We start from the raw sequence: 16,660 nt of genomic DNA, 5'->3' as shown, positions 1-16,660 counted from the left end.
GGTGCGCTGGTGATTGCCATTGTAAGTCAATGGCATGGGGAGTTATTGGGAGGATTTGCCGGTGCGGATTGGATTCCACACGGACGCGTTCAACTCTGCGTTCTGGTCGTTCGAAAAATGCCTGAAATGGGCCAGTGACAACGATGTGCACTACATCGAATGCGGCCTCATCGATGGCGTGAGCTGGCTGCACGGCCTCGGATACCAGCCGCATGTGGCGCTCTATGAAGATCCCGCGCTGCTGCGTCGCAAGATGGACGACTACGGCGTCCGCTTCAGCCAGGTAGACGCCGCCTACCCGCTGTCGGGCGAGGATGGCCCGATGCGCGGTGTTCCTTATGTGTTGAAATCGATTGCCTGGGCGGCCCAGGCCGGCAGTCCCTGTGTCGACACCACCGACGGCCTACACATGCCCGAGGGTATGACCGAAACTGAATCGATGGCTCTGATGAAGAAGAGCTACAAGAAAATCATCGAGGTCGCCGAGGCGCACGAGATCATCGTCAATATCGAGCCGCACGGCCACTTCACTACCAAGCCGAAATTCATGGAGGAGATGCTGGCCTTCGTCGACTCAAAGTGGCTGCGCATGAATATGGACACGGGCAACACTTACATCGCCGGGCAGGAGCCGACCGAGTTTCTGGCGAAATTCATCGACAAGGTGAGCCACGTACACGTCAAGGACGTCTCCGCCTCGCTGGCGGAAGCGGTGCGCGGCGGCCAGACCGGCATCGCGGTGAGCCATTGCGCATCCGGTGACGGCGTCAATGCCGATAACATTAGAACCTGTCTCGGCATGCTGCGCGATCATGGCTACACCGGAGTCCTCAGTCTCGAATGCGAGGGCGCATCCGGTCCGATGATTGAAAAGTCGCTGAGCTGGATTCGCGCCACCTGTACCGAGCTTGGCATCAAGGCAAGCTAAGCGGCAATGAAACTCGGCATCAACCTGCTTTGCCTGACGGATCTGGTCGAAGATAAGCATCTCGGCCGGATCGAGCAATTGCGTGACCTCGGCTACGATGGTGTCGAGGTGCCCGTTTTGCAGGGTGATGTCGCCCACTACGAAAGACTGGGCCGCGAACTGGAGAGAATCGGCATTGCCCGCGCGACAACGTCGATCGTGCCAACGCAGGACGCCAGTCCGGTGAGTTCTGATGCGGATGTACGGGCGCGGGGCATCACGCATCTTGATTGGGCATTGGACTGCGCCATTGCACTTGGGGCGGAAAGCATGGGCGGTCCATTCCATGCGCCGATCGGCTGTTTCACGGGCTCAGGTCCGACCGAGGACGAGCTGAAATACGGCGCCGACGCGCATCACAGGCTTGCCGAACGGGCGCAGGCGAACGGCGTCTATTTGTCGCTCGAGCATCTCAACCGCTTCGAGACGTATTTCCTGAACACGATGGAACAGGCGCGCGCCTATGTGAGCCGCGTTGATCATCCGGCATTCAAGATCATGTACGATACGTTCCATGCCAACATAGAGGAGCGCAATCCCGAGCTTGCGATAACTCTGATCGGCAACGATATCGGCGTCTTCCACGTATCGGAGAACGACCGCGGCATCCCGGGACGGGGGCATATCGATTTCCCGACCATGTTCAAGGCGCTGAAGGCGACGGGCTACGATGGCTGGCTGACGCTGGAAGCTTTCGGCGCAGGGCTCCCGGCGATCGCCGCGGCCACACGGGTCTGGCGTCCGCTGTTCCCCGATTTGGACACGCTGTTTGCCGAAAGTGCCACCTTTATCCGCAAGACCTGGGCGGCGGCATGACGCAGCTTCCCATCATCGAGATGCGCGGCATCACCAAGAGTTTCCCAGGCGTTAAGGCCCTGTGCGGGGTCAGCTTCGCCGCCTATCCCGGCGAAGTGCACGCACTTGCCGGCGAGAACGGCGCTGGTAAGTCGACGCTGATGAAGGTTCTCTCCGGCGTTTACCTGCCGAATGACGGAGCGATTGTCGTCGCCGGCAAGGAGCGGCATTTCAAACATCCACTCGACGCGATCGAAGCCGGCATCTCAGTTATCTACCAGGAGTTCTCGTTGTTGCCGGAACGAACCGTGGCGGAAAACATCTTTCTCGGTCGCGAACCGACCCGGTGCGGCATCGTAGATCGCCGCGCCATGGAGACGGAGGCGCGCCGCGTGGTGGCGTTGTTCGGCGAGGCGCAACACATCGAACCGGATGCCCTGGTGGCCGACCTTGATGTCGCAAGCCAGCAGCTGGTTGAAATCGCCAAGGCGGTGTCGCTGGATGCCAAGGTGATCGTCATGGACGAACCGACGGCCGCGCTCAACGAAACCGAATGCGAAGCCTTGTTCGCGCTGGTGGAAATGCTGAAGAAACGCGGCACAGCGATCGTCTACATCACCCACCGCATGCGCGAGATTACCAAGCTGGCGGACCGCGTGACCGTGCTCAAGGACGGCTGGACCGCGGCGAGCTACGACCATGTGCCGACGCCCGATACGATCGTGCACGCCATGGTCGGCCGCGACATCGGCGACTATTATGCGGAGCCCGCAACGGCGCAGGAAATCGGCGCGTTGGTCCTGTCAGTGCGCAACGCCGGAAACGACCAGCTCAAGAACATATCCTTCGACATCAAGGCCGGCGAAATCGTCGGCTTTGCAGGACTTCAGGGCGCTGGCCGCGTCGCGCTTGCAAGGGCGCTATTCGGGGCAGCACCTTTCACTAAAGGCGAGGTCACGCTGGCTGGTCAGTCAGCCCGTTTTCAGAGCCCGCGTGAGGCAATCCGCGCCGGCGTCGGCTTGTTGCCGGGCGACCGCAAGGGCGAGGCGCTAGTACTGATGCAGTCGGTTTCCGACAACGGCATGCTGACAGCGCGTGCGCTGTCCAACCTCGCCGGCCACGACAAGGCGACACGCTTTGCCTCAACTACGTCGATGGACGCTCTCCTGCGGCAGGTCGACGTGCGGGCTGGCAACTTCTCGCAAGAGATCAAGTCGCTGTCGGGCGGCAACCAGCAGAAGACGATCGTGGCCCGCTGGCTGTCGCTCGATCCGAAGCTGCTGATTTTTATCGAGCCGACGCGCGGCATCGATGTAAACGCCAAAGCGGGCATCTATCACCTCATGCGCGAACTCGCCCGCAAGGGCGCGGCGATCATGATGGTGTCATCTGATTTGCCTGAAGTGCTCGGCACGGCGGATCGAGTGCTGGTCATGCGCTTGGGTGAACTGGCAGGCGAATTCGCGCGCGGTGCCACCGAAGCCCAGATTATGCTTGCCGCGACCGGCGAGAAGGTGGGGGCCGCATGAGCTCGTTTGCCCGATACAGAGCAGCCTGGAGGCTAGAGCGCTACGCCCCGGCGTTGCTGCTCGGCATTGCGCTGCTGATCTATATCGCGATGGCGCTGGGCCTTGGCCAGACCCGGTTCCTGACGCCGGAGGCAGCGGTTTCGATTCTCAATCGCTCCATCGCGCTCGGCATGACTGCTGTGGGGCAGACCTTCGCTATTCTTGTCGGATCGATCGACCTGTCCGTAGCGCATCTCATTTCCGCCTCAGCTGTCGTTTCCTCCGCAATCATGGACGGCAACCCGGCGATGATGCTGCCGGCCGCATTTGCCGCGCTGGCGCTGGGCGCAGTGGTCGGCACGCTGAATGGGCTGCTGATCACCAAGCTGGAAGTCAATCCGCTGATCGCGACACTCGGCATGTCGCTGGTCATCCAGGGTTGCCTCGCCTCGTTCTACGGCAGCTTCAAGGGTTCAGTGCCGGACGAGTTTCAAATATTCGCCTACGGCAATCTTCTTGGGTTGCCGATCAGCCTGCTGGTACTGGTCATGCTGACCTTGCTGGCCTGGCTTGTGCTGCGCTTTACCCGCTTTGGCTCCAACGTCTATTCCGTCGGCGGCAATCGCGATACAGCGCGTGCGGCCGGCATCAAGACGGCACGCATCGTCATTGCAAGTCACGTCATCTGTAGTCTGTACGCGGCTCTTGCCGGGCTCTATTTGGCGAGCCGGTTGAAATCGGGCTCGCCGTGGATCGGCGCGGAAGGTGCCTACGACCTTGAATCGATCGCGGTGGTCGTCATCGGCGGTACCATCCTTTCCGGCGGCAAGGGCGGCATCTGGGGCACAGTCGCCGGCGTCATCATCTTCTCGTTGATCGACTCGATCTTCAATCTCGCCGGCGTCGACGCATTCGCCAAGCAGGTGATGCGTGGCATCATCATCGTCGCCGCGGTCGCCTTCTATGCTGTGCGTTCGAAGAGGATGGCAGCATGACCCAGCCTGCCTCCATGCGTAACATAGCGCCGGCGCGCCGCCGCCTGCAGCAGATCAATCCGGTCTATTTTGTGCTGGCCGTGCTGATCGTCGCGATCGCGGTCTCCAACCCAAGCTTTGTCGAGCCGACCGGCTACATGAATTTCCTCAAGCGCGCAGCACCCCTGGCGATCCTCGCAGCCGGGCAGATCTACGTCATTGTCTCCGGCGGCTTCGATCTTTCGGTGGGGTCGTTGATCACGCTGACGGTGGTCGGCTCCTCCATGCTGCTCAACAACAATGCCGACGCGACCTGGTGGGTGATCCTGGTCATGTACGTCATCGGCGCGCTCGTGGGCCTGATCAACGGGTTGGTGGTCAGCTATCTGCGCGTACCGTCGCTGATCGCAACGCTCGGCATGATGATCACGCTGAACGGCGTGGCCTTCATGTGGTCGAGCGGCTCGCCGCGCGGCTATCTTCCCGAGACCTTCCGCTATTTCGGCCGCGTTAACATCCAAGGCGTTCCACTCATTCAGTTCCTCCCGGTGGCGCTGATCGCGCTTGTCATGGTCGGCGCCACTTTCTACTGGTTGATGCACCGTACCAACTTTGGCCGGATGCTACATGCGATCGGCGATAATCCGCGCGCCGCAAAGATGTCCGGTGTCCCGGTCGAGCGTGTACGCGTTCTCGCCTTCATGGTGTCCGCTTTTAGCGCCGTCACTGCCGGAATACTTCTCGGCGGCTTTGCTGGCGTCTCCACCGATGTCGGCATCGGTTACGAGTTGCAAGCGATCACCGCGACCGTCATTGGCGGCGCGCAATTGCTGGGCGGACGCGGTTCAGTGCCAGCCTCGATCGCCGGCGCGCTGACGCTGACGGCGATCTTCACATTGTTGAATTTCGTCGGTCTGCCGAAACCGACCCGCGATGTGGTGCAAGGAGTGATCCTGATAGCCGCCGTCGTGCTCGCCACCTATCGACGCAACCGGACCGGCACATGAAATTTCGCCGGTGCCAGCCGGCGGGAGGAATTGCAACGATCAACAAAGGGAGTGGGACATGAGACGTTTGATTACCGCCACACTTGCAGCAGCCTTGCTCGCCAGCACGGCGCAGGCCCAGCAGCTGAACTTCGACGACCCGGTCGAGTTCGACAAGCAGCGCCAGCAACTGACAGCCAAGGCCAATGGCCCTGAAGGCGAGCCGTGGGTGCAGTATTACGGTGACGCCATCGTCGACACCGCCAAGTTCAAGAAGGACGGCCCCTACACGGTCTGCTTTTCCAACGCAGGCGTGAACAATGCCTGGCGTGTCACGGGCTGGACGAACATGCAGGCCGAGGTGAAGCTGCACCCTGAGATCAAAGAGCTGATCCATGTCGACGCTGAAGGCTCAGACGACAAGCAGATTGCTGACATCGACGACCTGCTCAATGGCGGCAAATGCTCGGTGCTGATCGTCTCGCCGAACACCACCGCGGCACTGACGCCAGCTGTCGAAAAGGCCTGCGGCGTACTGCCGGTCATCGTGTTCGACCGTGGCGTCAATACCAAGTGCCCGGTAACCTTCATTCATCCCGTCGGCGGGTATGGGTTCGGCATCCAGGCAGGTGAATTCGTGGCAGCCAATGCGCCGGCTGGCGCCAACGTGTTGCTGCTGCGCATCATCCCCGGTGTCGACGTGCTCGAGACACGTGCTTCGGCAGCCAAGCGCATCTTCAAGGAAAAGGGCCTTAACGTCATAGGCGAGGAATTCACCGAGGGTGACAACGCCAAGACCAAATCGATCGTGGAGGACTATCTGGCGAAGGGCAGTCTTGACGCAATCTGGATGGACGCCGGTGCAACCGCCGTTGCAGCGCTGGAGGCCTTCGAGGATGCAGGCAAGCCGCTACCGATCATCACCGGCGAAGACCAGCAGGACTTTCTACAGAAGTGGAAGGCCGAAGGCTTCAAGGCCATTGCGCCTACGTACCCGACCTATCAGTGGCGTACGCCGATCATCGCCGCCGTTAAGGTGTTGCGGGGCGACCCCGTGCCGGGCCCGGAATGGGTGATGCCACAGCCGGCCATCACCGCCGAAAACCTCGACCAGTATGTCAATGACAAGATGCCGCCGCTGCACCACGCCATGTGTGGCTGCGAGAAGCTGCCGGACTATCCGGCTGCTTGGGGTGGCAAGTAGCCCTTTGCTTAAAAGGTCGCGCGTTCAAAGCGCGCGGCCCCTATCTGCCGTTGCTAGCGTCGTTTGTCGACTTACTCCTTCGGCCATTAAGATACGGGCTCGCGTTGTCCGCGACCGCGCCGGAAAAGAGTGCATCGAAAAAAGCCGTGGCGGCCGCGCCAACCGCTTCCCCGCGAGCCCCCAGACATGAAACTTCTATCGGTGCGTCCCCCACGCCGATCGATGAGCCTGGGACTGACTTGTTTGTGATGGCGGCGACCAGGCCACGGGTAATGTCGTCGGGCAACTTGCCACCGACGATGATCAGGGCCGGGTCGAACATAGCAGTTACCATCCGCACTGTTTGCCGCAGTTGCCGTCCCGCACGTTCAGTCCATGCGGCAGCGACTGACTGCGCTTCTTCCGGCATATTTCCGAGTTCCGCGAAGTCGGCGATGCGGTATCCCGCCTTCCCCAGGCATCCAAGAAGGTCCTCACCCGATGGGCGTGGCCCGTCGATCGAGTACAGAACCCCCGGCTGACAGGCGTTGCCATTTGCCCCGCGGTAGGGGCGGCCGTTGATGACAAAGCCGCCTTCAACGTCGTCGCCGATGTGGATGAGGTACATCGGATCGGGCCGATTACCACGTTCACTAAAAACGTATTCTCCAAGAGCGGCAGCCGTACCATTGCTCTCAAAGGCGACAGGCGCTTCAAAGATGGTCTGAAAGGCGTTTTCAGCTTCACCGCTGTCGAGTGCTACAAATATGGGAGAAACTTTCGCCATTTGCGACATCGTTGCAAAGTTGGCGGGTACCGCGCAGCCAATTCCCAGCAAATGCCGCTTCGAAGCGCCGATTTCAGTCAGCATGGCCTCCACGGCCAATTTCGCTGCTTGTGCAATCGATTTTGCGTTGCTTGTTTTGATGTCAACCAGACGCGAGGCGCGGGTCTTGCCAGCAAGGTTGACCACGACGATCTTCATGAAGAATGCGGTGAAGGTTATGCCTGCGGACACAAACCTGTCCGTTCGCAAACTCAACAAACGTCTGGGCTGCCCTTGCGCCCCTGCTCGATCCGCCTTTTCCGTCAGAAGCTCGAGGTCGGAAAGTCGAGCGACAAGTCGAGTCACCGCAGCCCCGGTCATTCCGGATCGGCGCGCCAGGTCGACGCGCGCCACAGGCTTATCTGCGGTGATAAGCTCGATCAGCCGTCTTTCGTTGACGGAGAGATTAAGTAGCTTCATCGTCGCGAGCTAAACGTGCTGACGAGCCGGCAGCACCCGTAGACCTTAACCACTCAGCGCAGCCCGCCAAGGCAGCACGGTCGTCCAGCAACAATGAGATGGGAAAGCGTTCCATGAAGCTCGATTGCCTTCCCTTCGATCGAAACGCGGTCTGGAAGGTGGAGGAGGTTGCTCGCATCAGTGGCGCTAGCGACCTTGTAACCCCGCCGGAAAGGAAAATGCCGCCGGTCGGAAGAAAGGCCAACGCCAAGTCGCCGGACACGCGCCCCAGCAACCGTAGGAGCAAGTCGGCTGCCTGCTGACAATCTGGGTCACCGTGGGAGGCGGCCTCAGCGGAAATTTCGGCTGCCTTGTGAAAGCGGAGATTGCGACCATTGCTCCTGCAACACCAGTTGTAAATCTCGACCAGTCCGTTGCCTGACAGCGCACGTTCCACGGAAGCACGCCCTCGCCCGGCTGCCAGATGTGCCTGGAGCGAGAGTTCTTCTTCTCCTTCGATAGGCAGGGTCATGTGCCCGCACTCGGCCGCCGAGACAATTGAAGCCTGGCCAATGCGTGATGGAAAGCAGACTGCAGCATTGAAGCCGGTCCCGGCACCAAGGACCAATCTGGGTCCGAGGCGCGATGACTTGGTGCCTTGATACAGAACCTGCAATTCGTGCTGATCGGCTTGCCTCAGTGACAGGGCGAGAGCCTCGAAGTCATTGAGGAAATGCACGTTGGAAACGCCGCCCGCGGCGGCGACGTCGTCGCGCCTGATATCCCAGTCGCGATTGGTCAGACGCGCGCCTTCGGGTGTCGGGACCGCCGCCAGCGCAATACAAATGGACTCTAGGTCCGGTTTCTGCAGGCTCACGAGATAGCTGCCGAGGAGTGAAGGAAAATCGGTGAAAGCGTCGTTGGCGAGGCTTGCCACCGTGTTCGGCAGAAGCAGGCCGTCCTCAACCAGCCCCAGCCGGGCATTGGTGCCGCCAAGATCGCATACGAGAGCCGTCATACGGTCACCGTCACTTTGGAAAGGTGCGCGGGCCGATCCGCATCGAGGCCGCGCACCTGCGCCAGAGCGGAGACACACTGATAGAAGCTGACCGCCTGGCAGATCGGGTCGAGCAGAAGGTGCGGCGCGGCTACAGATGGCAGATCGGCACCCACGGCGCTATCGCAAACCACCACGGTTGCGCCGCCGCACCGCAGAGCGCTTGCGGCCTCAAGAATGCTGGCTCGTCCCTCGTCGCGAGTGGCAAAGACCAACGCGCAAAACCGCGGCGCTGCCAGAGCGATCGGTCCGTGACGGACTTCGGCGGCGCTGTAGGCCTCCGCATGAAGGCGGCACGTTTCCTTGAGTTTCAGCGCCGCTTCGGCGGCAATCGTCAGAGCCGGACCCCGCGAAATGGTAAACACCGACTCCGCTTTGGCCAATGCGTCGACCGCGACGGACCAGTCCCGGGCAAGCGCACCGGCCAGCGCTTCGGGAAGTCGCTCAATGGCGTCTGCGAGGCCAGCGTCCTCGTCCAAAGCCGCTACGATCGAGGCAATGGCCACAAGCGAGGCGACATAGGTCTTGGTTGCGGCGACGGCCAGTTCCGGGCCGGCGTGCATCGGCGCCAGCAGGCTGGCCTGGTGAGCCACTGGCGAGGTGACATCGTTGACAATGGCGAGCGTCGCAGCACCGGCATTGGCTGCTGCCTCCTGAAGCATGATCAGGTCCCGGCTGGCGCCGGACTGGGAAATTGTAACGCAAAGCTGTCCGTGCAGCCGCAATCTGCTGCCGTAGACCGAGGCAACCGACGGTCCAACCGAAGCGACGGGCGTTCCCCGCCGTGTTTCAAGGAGATATTTCAGGTAGGTCGCGGCATGGTCGGACGTACCGCGCGCATTGGAAATCGCCATTGTGAAATCTTGCCTATTGAGGCGCTGGCCGATCTCGCGATATCGGGGGCCGATTTCATGCAGCTGGCGCTCGACGGCGGCCGGTATCTGGTGAACTTCGGTTTGCATTTGGGAGGGCATGACAGAATCCTCAGCTCGGCCGGATGGCTTCGACACGACCGCTCGCTGCGGCGCGGTAGGCGGCTTCGATGATGGCGAAGGCGCGCAGACCATCCTCGATGGTCACCGGCATCGGCGACTGTTCTTTCAGAGCCTTCACGAAGGCCCAGGCGACATGCTCGTGGAAGACGCCGGTCTTGAAATGCGGCACGACATCCGAGGCGGTCCAGCTTCCGCCACCGTCGCCGCGGCGAAAGACCCGCAAGAAATCCGTTTCGCGCGTCGGGCGCGAGGCGATATCGACGCCGGAAAGCAGGATGGAGCCTTCAGTCCCGTAAATCTCGATCGAAGTGTCTGCTGCGGCGAAACACCAACTCGTCGTCACTTCGGCGATCATGCCGTCGGCGTAGCGGAACGTGGCGACCGCCGTGTCTTCCACGGGCAGCCCAAGGGTCGCGGACGATAGGCTCGCGAAGGCCGATTCCGGCTCTCCGAACATCCAGCGCAGGAAGTCGGCGGCGTGGACGCCTTCATCGAGCAAGGTGCCGCCACCGGAGCGCGCCGGATCGACGAACCATGCCGACTTGAATGCCTCCGTGAAGCCATGGCTGTGGCCGTGCCGTACGCGGCATAGCGTGACTTTGCCCAATGCCTGCCTGTCCAGAAGCGTCTTGATCTCATGATTGGCCGGATCGAAGCGCTTGGGAAAACTCTGCATAAAGCGGATCCCGGCACGCTTGACGACAGCGGCGATCGCCTCACCCTGGGCACGGTCGATGCCGAGCGGTTTTTCGCACAACACCGGCTTGCCTCGCGCAGCGGCAGCTTCGACCAGCGCGAGATGATCGACGGTCGCCGAACAGATGGCGACCGCGTCGCTGGCGGAAATCAACCCGGCTAGGTCGGCATTGGCTTCAACGCCGTGCTCGCCGGCAAATGCCGAAGCTCTCGCCGGGTCGGTATCCCAAACGCCGGACACTACGGCGTCGGGGCTCTGGAGAAGGGCCCGCGTCCAGAAGTTTGCGTGATAGTGCTCGGTACCCAACACCGCGATTTTGAGCTTCACCGTTCGGCCTCCGTCTCGGCGAGTGTTCTCTGGCCACTGCGCGCGGCGGCATAGATCGCTTCGGCGATCGTGACCGATTGCAATCCGGCAAGCGCGGTGTCGTCCGGCGGTGTGTCGCCGCGGACGATGGACAACCAATGACGATGGTGTGCCTCGCCGAATGCCTCGTCGTTGAAGGGCGGCACGACCCACTCTGCCTTGCCCGTCACGGCCGGTGCATACAGAGCCGCCAGCCCGCGCTCGGTGCGCAACCACACCGTGCCGTTCTCGGCATAGAGTTCCAGCCTGAAACGGTCGCAACCCTGCAGCTCGCTGTAGCTCATCTCGTGGCTGGCCTGGATGCCATTAGCAAAGCGGTAGGTGGCAAAGACGTTATCTTCCAGTTGCGAGTGGACCTTCCGTCCGTCCGCCAGGCGCCGTTCAGGCCGGGCCGTCATCATCTCCGCGCCGACACTGGCGATCGATCCAAACAGATGGCGGCACAGATCGATGCCGTGCACGCCAAGCTGCATGACGACACCGCCCGAGACATTGCCCGGCGTGAAGAACCAGTCGCCCCAGTCGGCGCCAGGTGTCGCATTGCGGATGCGCACGGAATGCACCTCACCCAGCGTGCCGGCGGCAAGAAGATCGCGAAGCCAGCGCACTTCGGGGAAATAGCGATGCATGAAACTGACCGTCAGGCGGCGGCCTGCGAGCGTGTCGGCTTGGATGATCGCGCGGCATTGCGCGCTGTCCAGAGCCATCGGCTTCTGCAACAGCACATGCTTGCCGGCCTGCAGCGAGTCGACGGCGATCCGCTCGTGCGTATCGTCCGGTGAGGCGACAACGACGGCATCGATGGAGCGATCGTCCAGCACCCCGCGGTAATCCGTCTCAATTCGACCGATGCCAAGAGCCTCGGCCTTGCGCGCCGTCGTCTCCGGCCGGCGCCCGACCAGCGCTACGATGTCAGAGCCGCCCGCGGCGCGCAGGCCGTTGACGTGGTAGTCGGATATGAACCCGGCGCCGATGATGGCGACGGAGACACTCTTGGGGGTCACGCGTGGCATGGGATTGTTCCGGGGATTGAGATCGGAGCGCCGGCGATGCCAACGCTCCGGCTGGGCGATGTTAAGGCTTCCACTGACCCTCGATCTGCACCAGGGCAGGGTCGAAGGCCTTCATCGGCTCCGTGTAGGTGTAGGTAAGGATGTCCTTCTTCTCACCCTGGATGCGATTGGTCGCCTGCAGATAGTCGGCGATGGCGGCCATATCATCGACATAGGCCTGATCGACTTTCGGAGTGAAAATATAGTTGTCGATCAGCGCCTGGTTCATCTCAATTGGCTGCTTCTGGACATCCGAGTATATTTTCAGCACTTCGTCCTTGTGCGCCGGATCGGCGACATAGGCCTGCGCCTTGAGCAAGCTTTTGACCAGCGCGTTCGCCGCATTCGGATTGGCCTTCACCCAATCCTGCGACGCCACCCAGACTGTGCGGTTGTTGGACACCGGCACATCCTCGCCATTGTTTTTGGCAAAGAAACTCTTGGTGCCGGTGTGAACGATCTTGGCCGCCTGCTCCTTGACCGCGCGATACGGGAACGGCTCCCAGAAAATGATGCCCTGAACCTCGTTGTTGGCCATGGCGGCCATGGCTTCCGGCGGCGCAAGATTCACCGTCTGGATCTTGGTCGCGTCGAGGCCATAGTGCTTGGCAAGGTTGGTAAGCAGAGCGCCCGAGGTCGAGCTGACCAGCAAGCCAAGCTTTGTTTTGTAGAGGTCTTCCGGATTTTCGACCCCGGCATCGGCACGCACGACGATCTTCTCGAGCCCGTGACTGACGGCGTTGGTGCCGAGCACCACGACCGGCACCCCGTTATGCGCCATGGAAACCGGAGGCAGGTTGCCGGGTGTCCAGAGCTGGATCTGGTCGGCCAGCAGGGCTTCTCCTGCAAGATTGCCCGAGGCAAAGGTCTTGAACTCGACGTTCTTGAAGCCGGCCTCGGCGAAGAAACCCTTTTCCTTTGCAACGATATGAACCAGGAACGGCAAGTCCGGCCCGATGCTGATATTGAGAGTGTCGGTCTCAACCGCTTGTGCGGCGACTTGCGAGACGCCGGCGATGGACAGCGTGGTGATCACCGCGGTGGTTCTTATGAGACGGAGGATGCTACACATGTTGAATTCTCCCATTGTTGTTATGCGAAACCGGGCCGTTCAGGCGCCATGCCAGCGCCCGACCCATCGTTTGATCGCGGCGCCAATTGCTGCGTCGGTCAAAAGGTTCAGCGCGCCGATCAGCAGGATGCCGACGATGATGACGCCGACGGAGCCGCCGGTGTTGCGCTCGTTGATGATCATGTAGCCAAGGCCACGGTCTGCCGCGATCAGTTCGGCCGCGACGAGCACGCCGAAACTCAAACCCCAGCCAATGCGTACGCCGGTGGCGAGGTCCGGCGCGGTCGCCGGCACTGCGACCCAAAGCAGGAGTGGCAGGCCGTCGAGGCCAAGCGTCTGGGCCGCGCGGAGCAACACTGGGTCAATGCTGCGCATGCCCTGGTAGGCGGCGGTGACAACCGGGAAAAACGCGCCAAGGAAGATGATGAAAAGCTTCGAGGGCTCGCCCAGTCCGAACCAGATGATGGCCAGCGGAATCCAGGCGAGCGGCGGGATCGGCCGCAGCAGTTCGATGAGTGGCCGTACGATCGTGCCAAAGCCGCGATACCACCCTGCGGCTATGCCGATCGCAGCACCTGCGAGCGCTCCGAGAATAAAGCCTGAGAAGACGCGGAAGAGACTCCACATCAGATTGTCGGCCAAAGTCTCGGCCGTCAGCCTCTGGGCCGCTGCGGAAATAGCCAGAGACGGACTTGGAAACAGCGTAGGGTCGACCACACCGGTTCTGGCACAGATCTCCCACACGCCGACCGCGGCTACAGCGCCGATCAGGCCCAATGCAAGATCGTTCGAACGCAAGGTTTTCAAAATTTCGCTCATCGCCGCACCGCGTCCAGGTTGCCGGCCCATGGAAGCAGGAGCCGCTCCAACGCGGTGAGGCCGGCCGAGATTGCGAAGCCGATAACCCCAATGATCAGCATGCCAATGATGGTGATCTCGCTGCGGTAGAAAGTGCGGGCTTCCATAATCAGCGCGCCGAGGCCCTCGATCGTGCCGATCATCTCGGCGCCGACGATGACCATGAAGCCGACGCCGAGCGCCATGCGCGCGCCGGCAAAGATGCGCGGCAGCGCCGCTGGCAAGACGACGCGACGAAACAGCTCGCCGCCATGCAAACCGAATGTGCGGGCAGCACGAACCAGAACGGGATCGACGTAGCGAACACCGGCGATGACGTTGGAGAGCATCACCCAGAAACAGCCGTAGCCAATCAGAAAAACCTTGGTCAGTTCGCCGGCGCCGAACCAGACGATGACGAGCGGCAGAAGGCTGAGCGTCGCCACCGAACGGCAGAACACAACCAGCGGCGCGGTCAACTTGTCGAGCACCTGAAAGCTGCCGATGACGACGCCCAATGGGATCGCCAGTGCGAGCGCGCCGACGTAGCCGAGAAGAACGCGTACGAGCGTAGTGAGCGTGTGCGACCAGATTGACACGCCAGTCGGAAAGCCGATCGTGGACAACTCGACAAAACCCGACGCGATGCGGCTGACCGGCGGAAACTGATACGGCTTGAGAAAGCCATAACGGACGCCCAATTCCCAGGCGACGAGCAGGATCGCCAGTGCAATCAACGGCGGGGCAATTTGGGGGAACCGGCGCATCATGTCGACAGCTCATCCCAGATTTCTTCGTAAAGTGCGTTGAAGCGCGGCTCGGTGCGCGAGCGCGGGCGCGGCAGATCGACATCGAATACACGTTTGATGCGTCCAGGATTGGGGGCGAGCAGCACAATCCGGTCCGACAGCATCAGTGCTTCATTGATCGAATGGGTAACGAAGACCACAGTCTTGCGCTGCGCTTCCCAAATGCGGAGCAGCTCGTGCTGCAACTCGATGCGGGTCAGTTCGTCCAACGCCCCGAACGGCTCGTCCATCAGCAGAATCTGTGGATCGAGAGCCAACGCCCGGGCAATGGAGACGCGCTGCTGCATGCCGCCGGACATTTCGCGCGGATACTTGGATGCTGCCGCTTCAAGCCCGACAAGGGTAAGGAGGTCCATCGCCTTTTGGCGGCGGTCTGTCTTGTTCAGCCCCGACTTGCGGAAGCCGAACGCAACATTGTCGACAGCTGTGAGCCAGGGGAAAAGGGCGTGCTGCTGGAATACGACGCCTTGCCCCTGCCCCGGTCCGGTCACTGGCCGGCCCGCAATTGTAATCTGCCCTTGCGTGGCGTCTTCCAGACCGGCGATGATGTTGAGAAGCGTGGTCTTGCCGCAGCCGCTGCGGCCGACAAACGACACGAACTCATTTTCAGCAATCGTCAAATCAACGCAGTCGAGAACTGAAATGCTGCTGCCAGTGCGAGCAGCAAAGGTTTTCCCCACACTGTTGATGGCGATAAACTGAAGAAATGGGGACGTCGTCCGCTTGGCGACAGGCGCTTCGCTGCGACGAAGTGCACATCGTGCAAGATTGTCGTGATCAAGCACGAGCACCTCCCCAAAACCCCTCGCCGGCGGGATAGCGCCCGGTCGGAGGACATTATTTCGCCGAGTATATTAGCGCAATTCAAATTGTAAAGTGCAATTTGTATCTGATACGATACAATCGTCGCCGTTCGGCCTGTGGCACTTGAAGGGCCAGAGTAGTCTTGATACGCAAGTTTGGACTGCGCAAAGGGGTTCAAAATGTATTCGACTGAAATGGATCCTGCGACAATCAAGGACGCGCCAGACAGGAGAAGCGATTGCCGATGAACGTGGTCCTTACGGCACTGCAGGAACAGATATCGCAGCTCGACGACGGCGCCAGGTTGCCCACTGTGCGCGAGCTGATGAAGACATTTCGCGTCAGCCAAGCCACTGTCCAGGATGCGCTCACCCGTCTCCGAGAAGCAGGTCTGCTGACGTCGCAGGTCGGTCGCGGGACATATGTGACAAAATCACAAGAAGAACGCCGCATCGTACGGCCACCTGATGAGCACCTCGATAGTTTGCTCATATTGGCCAATGCCAGCCTCAACGAGCGCTGCGTGCTGGTTCAGAACTATATCGTCGATGAGATGTCGCGCTCCGGCAGCAAGGTTGTCCAGATCTCCTATCACAACACCAGCCATCTTCTGGATATGCTCTCCTCTATTCCCGATTTCGACGCAGTCGTCCTGCAATCGCATTACGAAAACATCCCTATCAGGCTGCTCCACCTATTGCAGGACAAGGCGAGAGCACTGGTAGTTGACGGTCACAGTGTCTCAGGAGTCGATCTCGATCGTGTAGGAACAGACTGGGAAGAGGCGCTGGATATGGCATTGGACCACCTGCATGAGCTTGGCCATCGCTCGATCGCTTTGGCTTCCCTGGACACGATGGCCCAACCGATTCTCAGTGTTCGCCGCGCCTTTGAGCGCATTGGCCGGAGGGCACCCGATAATGCTCGGCATTTTGGCCCAATCACCCTGCGCGGCGTGCTTCATCCGACACAGAGTGTCGAGTTGGCCCTCAAGGGAGCTCTCGAGGGTCTGCTAGACGAGGACCATCGTCTCCCTTTCACGGCCATGATTACCCTGGGCATATCGGATGCGCTTGGCATCGGGCGCTGCCTGGACGAATTGGGAATCAGCTACCCGGACAAACTAAGCGTGTTCATCCTTGGCCATCATGACGTGCCGACTGAGCATTTCGGCTCCATGTCGATGGCTGGAAGCTCGTATCTCGAGGGCGCCCAACAATTGGTAAAAACCATCCACCGCCGGCTAAACTCACCCGAATTGCCGCCGCAGATCATCTATCTCGGTTGCTCTCAAGTGATCCGCAGCAGCACCACTTCCCCTGAGTGACCATCT

General features: G+C 60.9%; 16 protein-coding genes. 7 read left to right on the top strand and 9 right to left on the bottom strand.

The window, feature by feature from the left end; translation table 11 throughout:
• Nucleotides 1-61: 61 nt before the first annotated feature.
• The 6 genes from IHE39_RS00595 to IHE39_RS00570 are packed head-to-tail and all read left to right on the top strand — an operon-like array spanning nt 62 to nt 6,434.
• The gene (locus IHE39_RS00595; RefSeq protein ID WP_192565160.1) at nt 62-928 is read left to right on the top strand and encodes a TIM barrel protein; all 867 of its coding nucleotides are present in this window, start codon (nt 62-64) and stop codon (nt 926-928) included.
• A gap of 6 nt (nt 929-934) precedes the next feature.
• Nucleotides 935-1,783, top strand: a complete 849-nt coding sequence (locus tag IHE39_RS00590; protein WP_184773485.1) for a sugar phosphate isomerase/epimerase family protein — start codon at nt 935-937, stop codon at nt 1,781-1,783.
• Complete coding sequence (locus tag IHE39_RS00585) at nt 1,780-3,291, top strand: sugar ABC transporter ATP-binding protein (RefSeq protein ID WP_192565159.1); 1,512 nt, start codon at nt 1,780-1,782, stop codon at nt 3,289-3,291. The genes IHE39_RS00590 and IHE39_RS00585 overlap by 4 nt, the downstream gene beginning before the upstream one ends.
• Nucleotides 3,288-4,265, top strand: coding sequence for an ABC transporter permease (locus tag IHE39_RS00580; protein WP_192565158.1), 978 nt, complete (start codon nt 3,288-3,290; stop codon nt 4,263-4,265). Before IHE39_RS00585 ends, IHE39_RS00580 begins: the two co-directional genes overlap by 4 nt.
• A complete protein-coding gene (locus IHE39_RS00575; RefSeq protein ID WP_210327455.1) occupies nt 4,262-5,251 on the top strand; it encodes an ABC transporter permease in 990 nt (329 codons plus the stop codon). The genes IHE39_RS00580 and IHE39_RS00575 overlap by 4 nt, the downstream gene beginning before the upstream one ends.
• Nucleotides 5,252-5,309: 58 nt before the next feature.
• Complete coding sequence (locus tag IHE39_RS00570) at nt 5,310-6,434, top strand: substrate-binding domain-containing protein (RefSeq protein WP_192565157.1); 1,125 nt, start codon at nt 5,310-5,312, stop codon at nt 6,432-6,434.
• A gap of 40 nt (nt 6,435-6,474) precedes the next feature.
• Here the strand turns inward: IHE39_RS00570 and IHE39_RS00565 are convergent, their stop codons facing one another.
• From IHE39_RS00565 to IHE39_RS00525, 9 genes are all read right to left on the bottom strand, one after another.
• The gene (locus IHE39_RS00565) at nt 6,475-7,659 is read right to left on the bottom strand and encodes an ROK family transcriptional regulator (RefSeq protein ID WP_192565156.1); all 1,185 of its coding nucleotides are present in this window, start codon (nt 7,657-7,659) and stop codon (nt 6,475-6,477) included.
• A complete protein-coding gene (locus tag IHE39_RS00560; RefSeq protein WP_192565155.1) occupies nt 7,646-8,656 on the bottom strand; it encodes a glucokinase in 1,011 nt (336 codons plus the stop codon). The genes IHE39_RS00565 and IHE39_RS00560 overlap by 14 nt, the downstream gene beginning before the upstream one ends.
• Complete coding sequence (locus IHE39_RS00555; protein ID WP_343070037.1) at nt 8,653-9,705, bottom strand: SIS domain-containing protein; 1,053 nt, start codon at nt 9,703-9,705, stop codon at nt 8,653-8,655. Before IHE39_RS00555 ends, IHE39_RS00560 begins: the two co-directional genes overlap by 4 nt.
• Nucleotides 9,680-10,714, bottom strand: coding sequence for a Gfo/Idh/MocA family protein (locus IHE39_RS00550; RefSeq protein ID WP_192565154.1), 1,035 nt, complete (start codon nt 10,712-10,714; stop codon nt 9,680-9,682). The genes IHE39_RS00555 and IHE39_RS00550 overlap by 26 nt, the downstream gene beginning before the upstream one ends.
• Complete coding sequence (locus IHE39_RS00545) at nt 10,711-11,766, bottom strand: Gfo/Idh/MocA family protein (protein ID WP_192565153.1); 1,056 nt, start codon at nt 11,764-11,766, stop codon at nt 10,711-10,713. Before IHE39_RS00545 ends, IHE39_RS00550 begins: the two co-directional genes overlap by 4 nt.
• Nucleotides 11,767-11,827: 61 nt before the next feature.
• Nucleotides 11,828-12,877 (bottom strand): ABC transporter substrate-binding protein, encoded by a 1,050-nt coding sequence (locus tag IHE39_RS00540; RefSeq protein ID WP_192565152.1) that lies wholly within the window; start codon nt 12,875-12,877, stop codon nt 11,828-11,830.
• Nucleotides 12,878-12,916: 39 nt separating this feature from the next.
• Nucleotides 12,917-13,696 carry an ABC transporter permease gene (locus IHE39_RS00535; RefSeq protein WP_192565151.1) on the bottom strand — a complete coding sequence of 260 codons (780 nt, stop codon included), beginning with the start codon at nt 13,694-13,696 and terminating at the stop codon, nt 12,917-12,919.
• A complete protein-coding gene (locus IHE39_RS00530; protein WP_192565150.1) occupies nt 13,693-14,484 on the bottom strand; it encodes an ABC transporter permease in 792 nt (263 codons plus the stop codon). Before IHE39_RS00530 ends, IHE39_RS00535 begins: the two co-directional genes overlap by 4 nt.
• On the bottom strand, nt 14,481-15,308 hold the full coding sequence (locus IHE39_RS00525; RefSeq protein ID WP_192565149.1) for an ATP-binding cassette domain-containing protein: 828 nt from the start codon (nt 15,306-15,308) through the stop codon (nt 14,481-14,483). The genes IHE39_RS00530 and IHE39_RS00525 overlap by 4 nt, the downstream gene beginning before the upstream one ends.
• A 263-nt stretch (nt 15,309-15,571) precedes the next feature.
• Here IHE39_RS00525 and IHE39_RS00520 point away from each other — a divergent pair, with 263 nt between their 5' ends.
• Nucleotides 15,572-16,654: a GntR family transcriptional regulator gene (locus IHE39_RS00520; RefSeq protein ID WP_192565148.1), complete on the top strand. Its 1,083-nt coding sequence runs from the start codon at nt 15,572-15,574 to the stop codon at nt 16,652-16,654.
• The last annotated feature ends 6 nt before the right edge of the window (nt 16,655-16,660 follow it).

It is taken from the genome of Aminobacter carboxidus (genome assembly GCF_014863355.1).
Classification (GTDB): Bacteria; Pseudomonadota; Alphaproteobacteria; order Rhizobiales; family Rhizobiaceae; genus Aminobacter; species Aminobacter carboxidus.
This window is presented reverse-complemented; position numbering and strand designations above follow the sequence as displayed.